We start from the raw sequence: 14,521 nt of genomic DNA on the forward strand, positions 1-14,521 counted from the left end.
TGGCAATAAGCAATGCGGGGTTATTTTTTACTCGTCGGCTAACGGCTAACGGCTAACGGCTAACGGCTAACTGTGGCGGTTGGTTTGTCTCTGACACACACTGAACCTCTGCCGCCTTCGATACCGAAGAAGGCTTTGATCTCATCTATTTGGCACATGGCATCCTGGTAGCCCAGCTCTATCAGTGTGCTGGTATAGGATTTTTCGAACAACAGGTAGGAGACAATACTCGAGTCCGAGTGTTTATCTATGCCGATAAAGGCCAACAGGGTGCGGATCGCAAACGGCATATCGTCATAATAACGGGCGGCTATTTGGGTGAGATCTTCGCTCGGCTTGATGACCAAGGTTTCTATCGGTTTAAGCTCCAACTTGGTTTTGCCAGATTCAGGGATCAGGCTCAGGGTGTTGTTGATCCGCTCCAGCCGCTCCAGATCGCTGTTGAGGGTATCAGAGAAGATGGTATCCAATAGATGACCCGCAATGGTGGCCGTCTTGGGGTGATGGGCTTGGCGGGTAGGCAGCAGCCTGTTGGGGCTATCCAGGTTGATCACCATGAGCTTCTTGGCCCCCAAATGGATAGGGCTGGAGAGGGGCGCCAGCTGGTGGACCGAGCCATCGCCATAGTAGCCCTGCTCGAGTTTAATCGACGGGAACACCAGCGGGATGGCCGAGCTGGCGAGCAAATGCTCCGTGTTGAGGCGCCTGCGCTCACCGCTGCGCCTGGCGCGGGTCCAGTTTTCGATATCACTGCTGGCCTGGAAAAAGGTCTCTGAGCGGGAGCGATCATAACAGGAGGTGTCTATGCTCAGGGCGGTGAGGGCACCGTGGGTGATATTCCTGTCTATGCGTTTGAAATCTATCAGTTGGTTCAGCAGGTGCCTCAAGGGGTCGTTGTCGAGCAGGCTGCCGGCATCCGTGTTGACAGCGTCATTTTGCAGCCCCCTCAAGGCCATCTTGCCGAGGTGACGCAGCACGCCGGGGATCGAGGCGCGGTAGACCTTGCGGGTCTCGATGTGACGCCAGACCCACTCGAGTTTACGCACCCCCAGATGAAAACAGGAGGCGTGAGTGGCGATGGAGGTGCCATTGATGGCCCCGGCCGAGGTGCCACAGATGATCTTGAAGGGAATACCGTGATTGCGGGGATAAAATTGTACCAGCGCTTTCAATACTCCCAATTGGTAGGCGGCTCTGGCGCCGCCGCCACCCAGTACCAGTGCGGTTGATGTTGGCAAAATAGGGCCCCAATTGCTTGATAGATAAATCAATTAAAGCCATTTAACACCCTAAAAAGCAATAGGACAGGCAAAATAAGCCACACTTGGCCACGGGGCGTCGGCGCAAACCGGCATTCGGGTTACTCCATAGGTTGCTCCAGCATAGTGAAGCAATGGGCCGAGGTCGGAAAACTGCCTTGGCGTACCTCCATGGCAAATTGCGCACATGCCGTTGAGATCAACGGGCTCAGCTCGGCATAGCGTTTGACGAACCTGGGGCTATAGTCGCTGAACAGCCCCAAGATATCTTCGGTCACCAGTACCTGACCATCGCAGGCGGGTGACGCCCCTATGCCTATGACTGGGATGTTGACCGCCGCCGTTATTCTGGCGGCGGCCGGCTCAGAGATGGCCTCGACCAAGAGGGCGAAGGCGCCGTGCTGGGCGAAGGCCACTGCGACATCACGCAGCTGAGCCGTGCTCTCTGCCGTCCTGGCCTGGGCCTTGAAGCCGCCGAGCCGGTTCACATGCTGGGGTGTCAAGCCTATGTGGGCCATGACAGGGATGCCGCGCTCCACTAAAAACTGCGTGGTGGCCAGCATTTCGGCTCCCCCTTCGAGTTTGACGCCTTGGGCGCCGGTGCGACTCAACACCCGGCTGGCATTGCGGAAGGCCTGTTGTGGCGATTCTTGGTAACTGCCGAAGGGCATGTCGATGATGACGCAGGCGCGGTTTGCCCCTCTGACCACGGCCGCGCCATGGTTGATCATGGTCTCCAGACTGACCCCCAGGGTGGACGCCTGGCCGTAGGCGACCATGCCAACCGAGTCGCCGACTATGATGAGCTCGACATGGGGATCCACCAGGCTCGCCATGGAGCTGGTATAGGCGGTAAGTGAGACTATCTTGGTATTGCCTTTCATTTTTTGCAGAACCAATGGGGTGACTCTGTCGTTAGACACGTGCTGACTCATAGGGAGGCTCCTCGATTAACCTGGATAATGAACCTGCATGCTAGCACTTGTCTGTTTGGCTTAGTCTCGCTAAATTGCCGTCTTATCTATAGAAATCGCCATCATGGTCATCATGACCAGCTATGTTGGCGAGCCATTAGGCAAAGCACTTAGTTAGGTAAAGCATTGCGAGGTTCAGTTCATGTCCGCTGCTCATATCCCCATCCCGCCCTCGACGCTGGCCGCCGCCGGGCTGAGCTTACCCATCATGCTGCTCAAACGCAGGTTGAACCACAATGAACGGGTGCAGAAGCATAGCCATGCCTGGGGCCAGCTTATCTATGCCAGCAGGGGGCTGCTGACTGTGATAACGAATTCAGGGCGCTACATAGTACCGCCGGAGCAGGCGGTGTGGGTCGCGGCCCATACCCAACATGAAGTGATCGCCATGACGGATGCCAGCCTTACCAGCCTGTATCTGGATGAAGCCGAGAGTCTCGGCCTTAAAGACGAGGCCTGCGTGCTTGCCATCACGCCACTGCTGAGCATGCTGCTGGCCGAGGCGAGCGTGAGAGTGGCCAATGACGACTGGCCTGGGCCGGGAGGACGCCTGCTGCGGGTCATCCGCGACTTGCTATGTCAGGCCGAAGTGGTGGCCTTGAACCTGCCTTACCCCAGGGATCCCAGGTTGCTGCAGATCACCCGGACATTGCTGGCCGAGCCGGGCAATGACGCGAGTCTGGCGTTCTGGCAGCAACACGTTGGCGCCTCGTCCCGCACCCTGGCGCGGCTGTTCAAGGCGCAAACCGGGCTGAGTTTCAGTCAGTGGAAACAGAGATTGAAGTTACAGCTGGCGGTGCAATTACTCGGGCGGGGTGAGTCGGTACTGGGCACGGCCCTGAGCCTGGGCTACGAGTCCAGCTCGGCATTTGGTTTCATGTTCAAGCAACAGATGGGCATCAGCCCGAGCGAGTTTATTTCCGGGGGGCGGCGTCTTTGGCAACAGCCGCAGGCAGACTGAGGTTGTCGAGCCAGCATAAAAAAACGCACCCCGGGGTGCGTTTTTGTTTGGGTAGGTCGGCGCCAATCATTCGGCGCACGCCTGGGGCCCATAGCCTGAACTTCAGGCCTGAAGCTGGCCCTTGAGGAAGTCGATGAGCTGATCGAAGGGGATGTCCTGCTTCTCACCCGTGCGACGGTTCTTGTATTCGAACATGCCGGCATCTATGTTGCGATCACCTATGACCACAGTGTGCGGAATGCCCAGCAGTTCCATGTCGGCAAACATCACTCCAGGGCGTTCCTTGCGATCGTCCAGCAGCACTTCGATACCGGCGGCGTTGAGATCTTGATACAGCTTCTCGGCGATATCCGTGACTCTATGGGATTTGTGCATGTTCATCGGCAGTATGCCGACGCTGAATGGCGCTATGGCTTCCGGCCAGATGATGCCGCGCTCGTCATTGTTCTGCTCGATCGCCGCTGCCACTATGCGGCTGACACCGACACCGTAACAGCCCATCAAGAGGACCTGTGACTTGCCATTTTCGTCCAAGACAGTGGCGTTCATCGCCTCCGAGTAGTTGGTGCCCAACTGGAAGATATGACCCACTTCTATGCCGCGTGCCATGGCATAGGTGCCCAGGCCATCCGGTGTCGGCTCGCCTTCGACCACGTTGCGTATGTCGGCAGCCTGAGCCAGCGGCAGATCCCGCTCCCAGTTGATACCGAAATAATGCTTGTCATCGAGGTTGGCACCGGCACTGAAATCGCTCATGACGGCCACGCTGTGATCGATAATGATGGGCAGCTTAAGACCGACAGGGCCGAGTGAACCCGGGCCAGCACCTATGGCGTCGCGGATTTCGGCGTCGGAGGCAAACTCCAACGGTGAGGCGACCAGTTCCAGCTTGTCTGCCTTGATTTCGTTCAGCTCGTGATCGCCACGAACGATCAAGGCCACCAGTGGCGCGCCATCGCTGGCGCCTTTGACTATCAAGGTTTTGACCGTCTTGGTGATATCCAGACCAAATTGGTCGACCAATTCGGCTATGGTCTTGGCATTCGGGGTATCGACCAGGGTCATTTCCTGGGTTGCGGCGCCGCGGGCCTCGGTCGGCATGGGTGACTCGGCTTTCTCTATGTTGGCGGCATAATCGCTGCCGGTAGAGTAGGCGATAAGATCTTCACCGCTCTGGGCCAGTACATGGAATTCGTGTGACATGCTGCCGCCGATGGAGCCGGTATCGGCCAGCACGGGACGGAAGGCCAGTCCCATGCGTGACAGTATGTTGCTGTAGGCCTGGTGCATGGCGTGGTAGGTGTCATCCATGGTGCCCTGATCCAGATGGAAGGAGTAGGCGTCTTTCATCAGGAACTCACGGGCACGCATCACACCGAAACGTGGGCGGACTTCGTCACGGAATTTGGTCTGGATCTGATACAGGCTCAGAGGCAACTGCTTGTATGAGTTGACTTCTTTACGAATGATGTCTGTGATCACTTCTTCATGGGTCGGGCCCAGGACGAAGTCACGGTTGTGACGATCTTTGAAGCGCAGCAGCTCGGGGCCAAACTTTTCCCAACGACCCGTCTCAACCCAAAGATCCCCGGGTTGCACCATGGGCATCAAGATCTCTATGGCGCCGGCCTTGTTCATTTCTTCACGAACTATGGCCTCGACCTTACGCAGTACACGCAGGCCTGAGGGCAACCAGCTGTACAGGCCCGATGCGTTACGGCGGATCATGCCGGCACGTAACATTAATTGGTGACTGACCACTTCTGCGTTGGCAGGGGTTTCTTTTTGTGTTGATAGCAGGTACTTGCTGACGCGCATTACCGAAGTCCATATTTGAGTTGAATGGGCGTCATTTTATCACCTGCGGCTATGATGTCACCTACCAAGTACCAAATAAGTGCAGCAGATAAAGGCTGTTGCGCCGCTGGATGGGCTTTATCACGTCTGTGCTTATGGATGCGGGCAGCAACAGTTGTGCAATTGGGGCATCAGACGGGGGCTTTATCGCGCCTATCGCCTAGGATACGGGCGAGAACACTCGCGCCACTATGCATGGTGTGCAATTCAGGCATCAGACGGGGGCTTTATCGCGCCTGTCGCCTAGGATACGGGCGAGAACACTCGTGCCACTATGCATGGTGTGTAATTCAGGCATCAGACAGGGGCTTTATCGCGCCTGTCGCCTATGATACGGGCGGGATTACCTGCCACTATCGCCCAGTCGGGCACATCTTTGGTGACAATGGCGCCCATGCCAACCACAGCGTGATGGCCTATGGTGACGCCATCGACTATCCCGGCCTGCGCCCCTATCCATACATCCTCGCCTATGACCACGCCGCATGAGTTGGCGGCCTGCCGGCACACTGGGGCGTTGGGGGCCATGCCATGATTGAAGGCGTAGATGGTGACATTGTTGGCGATACGGGTCTGACGGCCGATGCAGATGCCCTTGCGGCCGCCATCGAGGGAGCAGCCATGGTTGATGGCCACTTCGTCACCGAGGGTGATGGGGCCATGGAGAAAGCTGTCGGCGGCGATCATGCAGTCATCGCCTATGAGTATGTCCCGCCCTGGCTCGGCAAACAGTCGCGCCTCGGGGGCGACAAAACAATGTTTGCCTATGCTGACGGTTTCCAGCGCACTGAATTGGCGCTGCACCTCCTCCTGCCAGGGCCTGGCCCAGCTCAAGTGTTTCTCTTTCAGGGAGAAATACAGCCAGGGCATCCAGGATAGCCGGCGTTTGTGTTGGCTGCGGTAGTCGGGTTGTGACAGAGATTCTGGCATGGGATCAGGTATATGTTTGGGCATGGGCTGATGCATAGTTCCAAGTGTCGGTATGGGTTGCGGCTTGTTCTGTCCTAAGTGGCCAGTTCGGCAGCTTGTCCATTGGTACCGGATGACTGTTTATCCAGTTTCGCCGGCCTGAGTTCCAGTACCTTGATGCCAGCGTTTTCTATGCACCAGAAGATATCCAAATCGTACAACGCCACCTGGTACAACTTGGGGTCTTCCTTGGCCTTCTTGTAGGCGGGACGGGGATCCTGGGCCAAGACTCCGTCTATGAGTTCGGCCAGGTCCAGGTATTGTGGTTGGGCGGCATAGGCGGCGATCTGCGCGCTGGCAAGCTCAGTGTAGTTCACCGTCATGAGTGCCGGCGCCTCATGAGCTATACCGCCAACGGCATCATGGATGGCGTCGGAAAAGGGAATATAAGGCTTGATGTCGATAACCGGGGTGTTATCGAGCAAGTCCATGCCGGAGATTTCCAGGCAGACCTTGCCATTGCGCTGCACCACACCGTGCAGCTTGACCACAGATTGGCCTATGCCGTTGGGCCTGAAGGTGGAACGGGTGGCAAATACCCCGAGCTTCTCGTTGCCGCCGAGCCGGGGAGGGCGCACCGTGGTCTTCCAGCCCTGAGCCAAGTTTTCATGGAAACAGAACAACAGCCACAGATGCGAGTATTGTTCCAAGCCGCGCACCGCATCCATGTGATTGAACTCTGCTTCGAGTTCGACAAACCCCCTGGCCGCAACCAGGCCTGGCTGTCTCGGGATGCCGAATTTCTGTTTATAAGGCGTGCGGCAACGGGCCACCGCCTTGATCTGGTAGGTCATACAGTCTCTTACCTGGGTTATTTGGCTTCTGGCTTGGCCATCTTGATCGCTTGGCCGACGCATAGGGCGCGGCTGATGCAGCCTTGAGCCGCCTCTTCAAACAGGGCGCAACGTTTGATGATGAGGCCGTTGGCCTGCTTATCGGCGGCGGCCCGGCGCGCCTGGGTCCTGGCGTCGCTGATGGCGGCGGGGACATCGTTGGGCTTTATCTGGCATGACTCGCCTTCGACCAAGCCCAACACCTCGTATTGTCCCTGAGGAGAAAGCTTGCCCTCGAAGACTGTCACGTCCGAGGCCTTGAAGTAATCGTTGATGGCGTCGCTGTCGAGGTTGGAGTTGAAGCGATAGTCACCGGCACAGCCGCTGAGTAAAAGGACGATCACTGTCACAGTTGGCATTTTCATAGACTGGGCCTGAAGTTAGCTGAAGTGGCACCAAGAGGAATCTGCACTCCTGCTTAGTGAAAGTTAAGCAAATTCTAGCGCTTAAGTCGCTTTTGATAAAGCTTTGGCGGCGATTATTCGTCGCTGTGAGGTTTCCAGTCTTCGGCAGGCTTGTGATTTAAGTTCTGGGATGGCTCCGGGTGCAAACAGACTGTCACTTTACTTCACTCGGGCATCTTGAGGCGGCTATCTTTAACTGAGTCCTTTGTCTTGGACCTATGGCGAATTAATTCTTCAGAGGAGCATCATTGGCGTCATGGGTGGTTTCATCGACTCGCCGGCATAGGGGGATCGGCTTGCAGACACATGGCATATGTTATAATAAGTTAATTATTTGTTGGCGGCATATCGCCATGGAGTAACTGCTTGGTGGTCGTTTATAAGAGGCTAAAATTAGCCTGAGAGCCGATATTTGTACCGCTGCGGTCCAGGTTAATTGGACTCGGGTACTGAGATTAACTTGAATATTAAGCCGTGGTCGAGAGGACGGGGACTTTAAACTGCCAATTCAACCAGCTAGGTAACAGATTTATGACGGCAATAAATTTGAATACATGCCAGGCATGGAATCCTCTAAAGTGAATATTGCTGCGACTGGCAGGGAAATTACCCTTCCCGCTTTACTCTGTCAGCAGCTTAATCTGTTATCGGCATAAAGAAAGGAGAGATTATGCTGAATGCCAGTGGCCGATATGGAGCCAGTTGAGGCTCTCTGCCCTGTGTTGCCGGCCCGGGTTCCTGACTGGCCCGCTGTAGATTGACTCGCTGTAGGTTAGCCTGACACATAGTGTCTTTATGACACAGCCAAGGACACACTGATACAGACATACTGATACACGTACACACAAAAAAAAGACCCGCTGTTGCGGGTCCATGACAGTCAAGATACTGACGCTTAAATCAGGAAATCATCCATAGAACGACCTTTCTCAACTTCGTTCTTAAATACGGTTGGCATACGACCTTGACCCGTCCATTGGATCATTTCGCCATTGACTTCGATTTGATATTTAGGTGGGCGTGGTGCACGTTTCTTGGTCGTTGCTTTGGCTGCAACACCACCAAGATCATCGATAGATAAACCTACGGCTTCCATTTGCAGGCGGATGGCTTCGATTTTAGCGTTACGCTCAGCCATGGCTTTCTCTTCTTCTTCAGCCATAGATGCACGGTCGAGGATAATCTTATCCAGTTTGTCGGCTACATCACGTAATTCGACAACGCTTAAATCTTTCACTGCGGCTTTGAAACGACGGCCGTGAGTTAATATATCTAAAAATTCGCTCATATCAATTTTCGTCCCACATGATTTTATTTACAGGATAACGGTGAACAACAACTAAATAATAGAAACTAATATGGCTCGGAGCAAACAAAATTAGCAAATATTAAGAAGAATTTATTAAAAAGTGCCCAATCTAATAAATTTTGACCGTTTTGGTGTTCAAAAAAGTGGCCAACTGTGACAACAAAAAATCAAAACAGGCGTTTGAGTTTGGTTGACGTTAACGTCAACAGCACGTAGAGTTGGCCTATCTTACATAGGTTCGGCGGATTTACAGGTCAGAGCCCATGTGTCATCCACTCAGATAAAGCGGTAGGAAGGTAGCCCTATGAAAGTACTGGTGCCTATAAAGCGTGTGGTCGATGCCAACGTGAAAGTCAGGGTCAAGGCCGACAACTCGAACGTTGATACAGCCAACCTCAAGATGGCGTTGAATCCTTTTTGTGAAATCGCCGTCGAAGAGGCTGTGCGTCTCAAGGAAGCCGGCTCGGCCAGCGAAATAGTCGTGGTCAGCATTGGCAGCAAGGCAGTACAAGAGCAGCTGCGTACCGCCATGGCACTGGGTGCCGATCGCGCCATTCATATCGAAACCGACGAAGAATTGACGCCGCTTTCTATCGCTAAGCTGCTCAAGGCTGTGCAAGAGAAAGAACAGGCCCAGTTGGTGATCTTCGGTAAACAATCTATCGATGGTGACAATAACCAGACGGGTCAAATGTTCGCCGCCTTAACCGATATGCCGCAGGCAACCTTCGCCTCGGAAGTGAAGCTGGAAGGTGACAGCCTGTTGGTCACCCGTGAAGTCGATGGTGGCTTACAGACGCTGAAACTCCCGCTGCCGGCGGTGGTCACCACAGATCTGCGTTTGAATGAACCGCGTTATGCCTCCCTGCCCAACATCATGAAGGCGAAACGCAAGCCTTTGGATGTCATGGCCGTTGCCGATCTCGGGGTGATCCTGAAACAGCATGTGAAGTTGCTCGATGTCACGCCGCCGGCCCAGCGCACTGCGGGTGTGATGCTAGCCTCTGTGGCCGAGTTGGTGGAAAAGTTAAGAAACGAAGCGAAGGTGATCTAAATGGCCATTCTAGTATTAGCAGAACATGATAATGCCAGCCTGAAGCTGGACACAGCCAAAGTGGTTACTGCGGCTAAGGCCATAGGCACAGAGATCCATGTGTTGGTGGCCGGACATGAGTGTGCCGCAGTGGCGGCTGCCGCGCAGCAACTCGACGGGGTGACAAGAGTCTTGGTGGCCGATGCCGCAGCCTATCAGGCACACCTGGCGGAAAATCTGGCCAAACTCATCCTTGAGCTGGCTCCAGGTTATGAGCATATCCTGGCAAGTGCGTCGAGTGTCGGCAAGGATACTCTTCCCAGAGTTGCGGCCTTGCTGGACGTGGCGCAGATCTCCGAAGTATTACAAGTGCTGAGCGGCGATACCTTCGTGCGACCCATCTACGCGGGTAACGCCATGGCCAAGGTGCAGAGCCTGGATGACAAGAAAGTGCTGACGGTGCGCGCGAGCGCCTTCGATGCCACCGCCAATGGCGGTAATGCCGGCCTGGAGACCATAGACAAGGTCATAGAGGCCAGGACTCAGTTCGTCTCCCAGAGCCTGACTGTGTCGGAACGCCCTGAGCTTGGCAACGCAGGCATCATAGTCTCGGGTGGCCGAGGTATGGGCAGCGGTGAGAACTTCGCCATGTTGGAAGCGTTGGCCGATAGCCTGGGCGCCGCCGTCGGGGCATCGCGTGCCGCCGTGGACGCAGGTTTCGTGCCTAACGATTTACAGGTTGGCCAGACGGGTAAGATAGTTGCCCCGGATCTCTATATTGCCGTGGGCATCTCGGGTGCCATTCAGCACCTTGCCGGCATGAAAGATTCCAAGGTGATAGTGGCAATCAACAAAGATCCCGAAGCGCCGATTTTCCAGATCGCCGACTACGGGTTAACGGCCGATTTATTCGAGGCCATCCCCGAGTTGATCGCGGCCATCAAGGCCTGAGTGTGGCAGCCGTACCCGGGTACGGCGTAAGTTGAGTTAATCTGTGATCTCGGTCACGTTAAGCGGCTTTGAGGTAGCTCCTCAAAGCCGCTTATGTTTTTATGTGCCCGCGCCGCATAGGCGCCCTACATAGATACAATTTCTATGCAGTAGAGGTGCACTTAATATCAGTAGTGATCAGTAGGGTGATGCCGCTGAGGGGTCATGAAAGGATTGAGTGCCGAAATGGTGAGACCCATCCCGGCTCGTCATTGGGGCTGTTGCCGAACAGGAACAGCACTGCCATGGTATTTTCTATCCCTATGATAGAGATAATTGACTGTGGAGCGCTACTATTAGGACAGGTGTTTATGAACGTCTATGGGCGTTTCCAGCCAGTTCAGTTGCCCTCCATTCGTACTCAACGAAGAACATAATAAATGACCGTACTAAGTTATGCCGATTCGGCACTGTCTTTACTGCCACCCGTGATGGCGATTCTGCTGGCGATCGTTACCCGTAAGGTGCTGATTTCGCTTGGCGTGGGGATCCTGCTCGGCACCCTGTTGCTGAATGACTTCTCTGCCTTGGATAGTGGCCGATTCTTGCTCGAGAGCGTGATTTCACTCCTGTGGCGTGACGGGGCTCTCAACAGTTGGAACCTCTATATTCTCGGTTTCTTGATCTTGTTGGGGATGATCACCGCCTTGATCACCGTCAGCGGTGCGGCCCGTGCCTTTGCGATCTGGGCCCGCAACCATATCCGCAATAAGCGTGACGCCAAGTTGCTGACCATATTCTTGGGTTGTGTCGTGTTCATCGATGACTACTTCAACAGCCTGGTGGTGGGCAGTGTGGCGCGGCCATTGACCGACAGGTACTATGTTTCCCGTGCCAAGCTCGCCTACATATTAGACTCGACCGCAGCCCCAGTGTGCGTGATCTCCCCTGTATCCAGCTGGGGTGCCTATATCATAGCGCTGATCGGCGGCATACTCACGGCCCATGGTTTCGCCGATACCGGCCATTTGAGCCTGTTCATCCAGATGATCCCGATGAATTTTTACGCCATCTTCGCCTTGCTGTTGTTGTTCTGTGTCGCCTTCTGGGGACTGGACATAGGTCCGATGCGGACCCATGAACTCAATGCCGTGCGTGGCGAACTCTATGACGAGTCCAAGGGTTTACCGCCCGGTGCCAATGTGGATCTGCCCGAGGCCGAGAGTGGCAGGGTACTGGGCCTCTTCCTGCCCATAGGCGTGCTGGTACTGGCGACCCTGTATTTTATGCTCAGCAGCGGTGCCCGGGTGTTGAGTGCCGATGGTCTGGCGTTCAGCCTCATAGGTGCCTTCGAGAAGACGGATGTCAGTTCATCCTTGTTTTTCGGTGCGCTGGTGGGATTGGGGGCAACCCTGGCCTTGGTGTTCATTCAGGGGATAGCGAAACCGTCCGTGGTTAAGGGCGTCACCCTGGGGGCCCGCTCCATGCTGCCCGCCATCTATATACTGCTGTTTGCCTGGACCATAGCAGCTGTCATAGGTCAGCTGGAAACCGGCAAGTTTATGGCCAGCCTGGTGACGGACAATATTCCTTTCGCCCTCCTGCCGGCGTTGATGTTCGTGTTGGCCGGCTTCACCGCCTTTGCCACAGGCACCAGTTGGGGCACCTTCGGGATCATGCTGCCGATAGCGGCCGACATGGCCATGGGCAGCCATACCGGCATGATGCTGCCCATGCTGGCGGCCGTACTGGCAGGCGCGGTATTCGGCGATCATTGCTCACCGATATCCGACACGACTATCCTGTCATCGACGGGTGCCAGCTGCCATCATATAGATCATGTGGTGACTCAGCTGCCCTACGCCTTGATCGTCGCGGCCATCAGCCTGGGCGGCTATGTGGTGCTGGGCTTTACCGAGTCGGTTGCCTTGGGGCTGGGCGCCTGCAGCCTGTTATTCCTCTTGTCACTCCTGTGGTTGAAGTTGAAAACCCGCTAGCTCAGCGGCTCGGGTGGGTTTTCAGCCCAGTCGGTTCTGCATAGATGAAAAAGCGCCGCCTTTGCCGGCGCTTTTTTATGCGCGTCACCCGGAGACGGCAGATCCGGTGTCCTGCATACGCGGGCCGTGATTTATCGGCGCTTTCAATGCTAGAATGGCGCGGTTTTCCACTGCAGTTTTCATTCAAGGGCAAGGATTTTGGCACAACTTTATTTTTATTACTCGGCGATGAACGCAGGTAAGTCGACCTCGCTGTTACAATCTTCCTACAACTATCGCGAACGCGGCATGAACACCCTGGTGATGACGGCCTCGATAGATGACAGGTACGGTAAGGGTAAAGTCGCCTCGCGCATCGGCATAGAGACCGAGGCGCAGGTGTTTGCCGCCGCCGATAACCTGGTCCGCATCATAGAAGCGGCTCACAGGGAAACACCACTGCATTGTGTGTTGGTGGATGAATGCCAATTCCTCAGCAAGGAGCAGGTACGGCAATTGACCTTTATCGTCGATAAGCTCGATATTCCCGTGCTCTGCTATGGCCTGAGAACCGATTTCCAGGGGGAGCTGTTCGTTGGCAGCCACTATCTGCTGGCCTGGGCCGATAAGCTGGTGGAATTGAAGACCATCTGCCATTGTGGCCGCAAGGCCAACATGGTGGTGCGCCTCGATGGCGACGGCAAGGTGATGTGTGAGGGCGAACAGGTCGCCATCGGCGGCAACGAGAGCTATGAGTCCGTGTGCCGCAAGCACTTTCGCGAATCTATCTGGGATTGAGTCAGTCCAATGCCGCCAGTGCCTGTCGTACCTGGGCACGGGTGGCATCTATGGCCGTCACCACTGAGATGGCACTGGTCTCTTCGGTCGGCAGCCGCGGCCAATGTTCACTCCACGACCGTTTCAGTTCTTTGGCCGCCACACGGATCTCTGCCGGCATTATCATGCTCAGATCTTCAATCAGGCCGACCTTGACCCAGCCCCTGCGCGGATTGCCTTCGATGGCATCCTGATCATAGTAGGCGGCGTAGACATTCAGCTCCAACTCAGACAGCTGCAATAACATTTCGAAACTGGCTTCCCTCAGGGTCGCATTGGTTTCCGTCACTTCCATGCGCCAGACGTTGTAGCTGAAGCCTATCAGGGCAAACAGCATGCTGAACACTGCCGTAGTCTGGAATATCGTCACCCCTGAGGGCCTCGCCACAGCCGCTTTCATTTTGTCACCTCAGACGCTGCTTCCCTGAAATGACTCTAGCCAAGGGCGGTGAAAAAAGACAGGGGCTGGCCGGTTAAGGCAAGAAGTTCGGCCTTGGCGAAAAACTCATACCGCCTCGGCATAAATAAACAGGTCTATGCCTGGGGTGCCATTTTCCACCGGGAACTGTTTGCGCTGTACTTTTATTATGCTGAAGCCATTCGATGTCAATGCCTGTGCCAGATGCTCGAGTTGGTGATAGTGGATGAAGACGCGATCGCCGGCACTCGAGGTCTGCCAGTCCGAGCGACTGTCCTCATCTTCCATGGTGCTGAGGTAGAGGATCCCGCCAATGTTAACTCGGTCGCGCATCTGCTTGATGAGCCGCTCAACATCTGATTTGCTCAAATAAGGGGTGCAGAAGCCACAGATGATGGCATCGAAGCCTTTGGCTATGGCGGATATATCACGGCTGTCCATGACCTCGAACGAGGCCTCAGGGTTATTGCTTCTGGCCAGCGCCACCATGTTGGGCGCCAAGTCGATCCCATGGATCTGATAATCTGGGCGCTTATTCAACAGATATCGGGTGATGTTGCCCGGACCACAGGCGATCTCGAATACCTTGGCATTCGGCCGTGACACCAGCTCGCAGAAGCTGTCAATCATCGGGGACCTGACAGGTATCGACATAGAAGTCGAAATCCATGTATTTCGCCTGATACTTATCGGCTAATTTATCGAAAGTGCTGACTGTGATGTCATATTTATCCATGGGCTTATTCACTGGCTCATTCACT

The 14,521-nt window shown here is 55.1% G+C and carries 14 protein-coding genes and 1 riboswitch; of the genes, 5 read left to right on the forward strand and 9 right to left on the reverse strand.

Going from position 1 to position 14,521, the window contains the following annotated elements; all coding sequences use genetic code 11:
• Window positions 1–59: 59 nt before the first annotated feature.
• Together HC757_RS10555 and panB are read right to left on the reverse strand one after the other, a co-directional pair.
• Entirely contained in the window at window positions 60–1,238 is a 1,179-nt protein-coding gene (locus tag HC757_RS10555) for a patatin-like phospholipase family protein (RefSeq protein WP_169564320.1), read from the reverse strand.
• Window positions 1,239–1,360: 122 nt separating this feature from the next.
• Window positions 1,361–2,194, reverse strand: coding sequence for a 3-methyl-2-oxobutanoate hydroxymethyltransferase (gene panB / locus HC757_RS10560; RefSeq protein ID WP_169564322.1), 834 nt, complete (start codon window positions 2,192–2,194; stop codon window positions 1,361–1,363).
• 181 nt (window positions 2,195–2,375) lie between these two features.
• Between panB and HC757_RS10565 the strand changes: the two genes are divergently transcribed.
• Window positions 2,376–3,194, forward strand: a complete 819-nt coding sequence (locus HC757_RS10565; RefSeq protein WP_169564324.1) for an AraC family transcriptional regulator — start codon at window positions 2,376–2,378, stop codon at window positions 3,192–3,194.
• Between the two features lie 102 nt (window positions 3,195–3,296).
• Here HC757_RS10565 and HC757_RS10570 read toward each other — a convergent pair whose 3' ends face one another.
• From HC757_RS10570 to HC757_RS10590, 5 genes are all read right to left on the reverse strand, one after another.
• Window positions 3,297–5,012, reverse strand: a complete 1,716-nt coding sequence (locus HC757_RS10570) for a proline--tRNA ligase (RefSeq protein WP_169564326.1) — start codon at window positions 5,010–5,012, stop codon at window positions 3,297–3,299.
• Window positions 5,013–5,348: 336 nt separating this feature from the next.
• A complete protein-coding gene (locus HC757_RS10575; protein ID WP_244623432.1) occupies window positions 5,349–6,005 on the reverse strand; it encodes an acyltransferase in 657 nt (218 codons plus the stop codon).
• 50 nt (window positions 6,006–6,055) lie between these two features.
• On the reverse strand, window positions 6,056–6,814 hold the full coding sequence (gene tsaA / locus HC757_RS10580; RefSeq protein WP_169564327.1) for a tRNA (N6-threonylcarbamoyladenosine(37)-N6)-methyltransferase TrmO: 759 nt from the start codon (window positions 6,812–6,814) through the stop codon (window positions 6,056–6,058).
• A 17-nt stretch (window positions 6,815–6,831) separates the two neighbouring features.
• A complete protein-coding gene (gene rcsF / locus HC757_RS10585; RefSeq protein WP_169564329.1) occupies window positions 6,832–7,218 on the reverse strand; it encodes an Rcs stress response system protein RcsF in 387 nt (128 codons plus the stop codon).
• A gap of 934 nt (window positions 7,219–8,152) precedes the next feature.
• Window positions 8,153–8,545 (reverse strand): H-NS histone family protein, encoded by a 393-nt coding sequence (locus HC757_RS10590; protein ID WP_169564330.1) that lies wholly within the window; start codon window positions 8,543–8,545, stop codon window positions 8,153–8,155.
• A 325-nt stretch (window positions 8,546–8,870) separates the two neighbouring features.
• On the opposite strand from HC757_RS10590, the gene HC757_RS10595 reads away from it, so the two are divergent.
• The 4 genes from HC757_RS10595 (at window position 8,871) to HC757_RS10610 (ending at window position 13,303) form a co-directional block, all read left to right on the forward strand.
• On the forward strand, window positions 8,871–9,620 hold the full coding sequence (locus tag HC757_RS10595) for an electron transfer flavoprotein subunit beta/FixA family protein (protein WP_169564332.1): 750 nt from the start codon (window positions 8,871–8,873) through the stop codon (window positions 9,618–9,620).
• Complete coding sequence (locus HC757_RS10600) at window positions 9,621–10,550, forward strand: electron transfer flavoprotein subunit alpha/FixB family protein (RefSeq protein WP_169564334.1); 930 nt, start codon at window positions 9,621–9,623, stop codon at window positions 10,548–10,550.
• A gap of 142 nt (window positions 10,551–10,692) precedes the next feature.
• Window positions 10,693–10,890, forward strand: a riboswitch (Lysine riboswitch).
• A 79-nt stretch (window positions 10,891–10,969) separates the two neighbouring features.
• Window positions 10,970–12,526, forward strand: a complete 1,557-nt coding sequence (locus HC757_RS10605; protein WP_169564335.1) for a Na+/H+ antiporter NhaC family protein — start codon at window positions 10,970–10,972, stop codon at window positions 12,524–12,526.
• A gap of 198 nt (window positions 12,527–12,724) precedes the next feature.
• Window positions 12,725–13,303, forward strand: a complete 579-nt coding sequence (locus HC757_RS10610; RefSeq protein ID WP_169564337.1) for a thymidine kinase — start codon at window positions 12,725–12,727, stop codon at window positions 13,301–13,303.
• Between the two features lies 1 nt (window position 13,304).
• On the opposite strand, the gene HC757_RS10615 is transcribed toward HC757_RS10610, so the two are convergent.
• Both HC757_RS10615 and HC757_RS10620 read right to left on the reverse strand, forming a co-directional pair.
• Window positions 13,305–13,742 (reverse strand): hypothetical protein, encoded by a 438-nt coding sequence (locus HC757_RS10615; RefSeq protein ID WP_169564339.1) that lies wholly within the window; start codon window positions 13,740–13,742, stop codon window positions 13,305–13,307.
• A gap of 105 nt (window positions 13,743–13,847) precedes the next feature.
• Complete coding sequence (locus tag HC757_RS10620; RefSeq protein ID WP_342343063.1) at window positions 13,848–14,414, reverse strand: class I SAM-dependent methyltransferase; 567 nt, start codon at window positions 14,412–14,414, stop codon at window positions 13,848–13,850.
• Window positions 14,415–14,521 lie beyond the last annotated feature (107 nt).

This window comes from Shewanella salipaludis (assembly GCF_012911865.1).
In the GTDB taxonomy this organism is placed as follows: domain Bacteria; phylum Pseudomonadota; class Gammaproteobacteria; order Enterobacterales; family Shewanellaceae; genus Shewanella; species Shewanella salipaludis.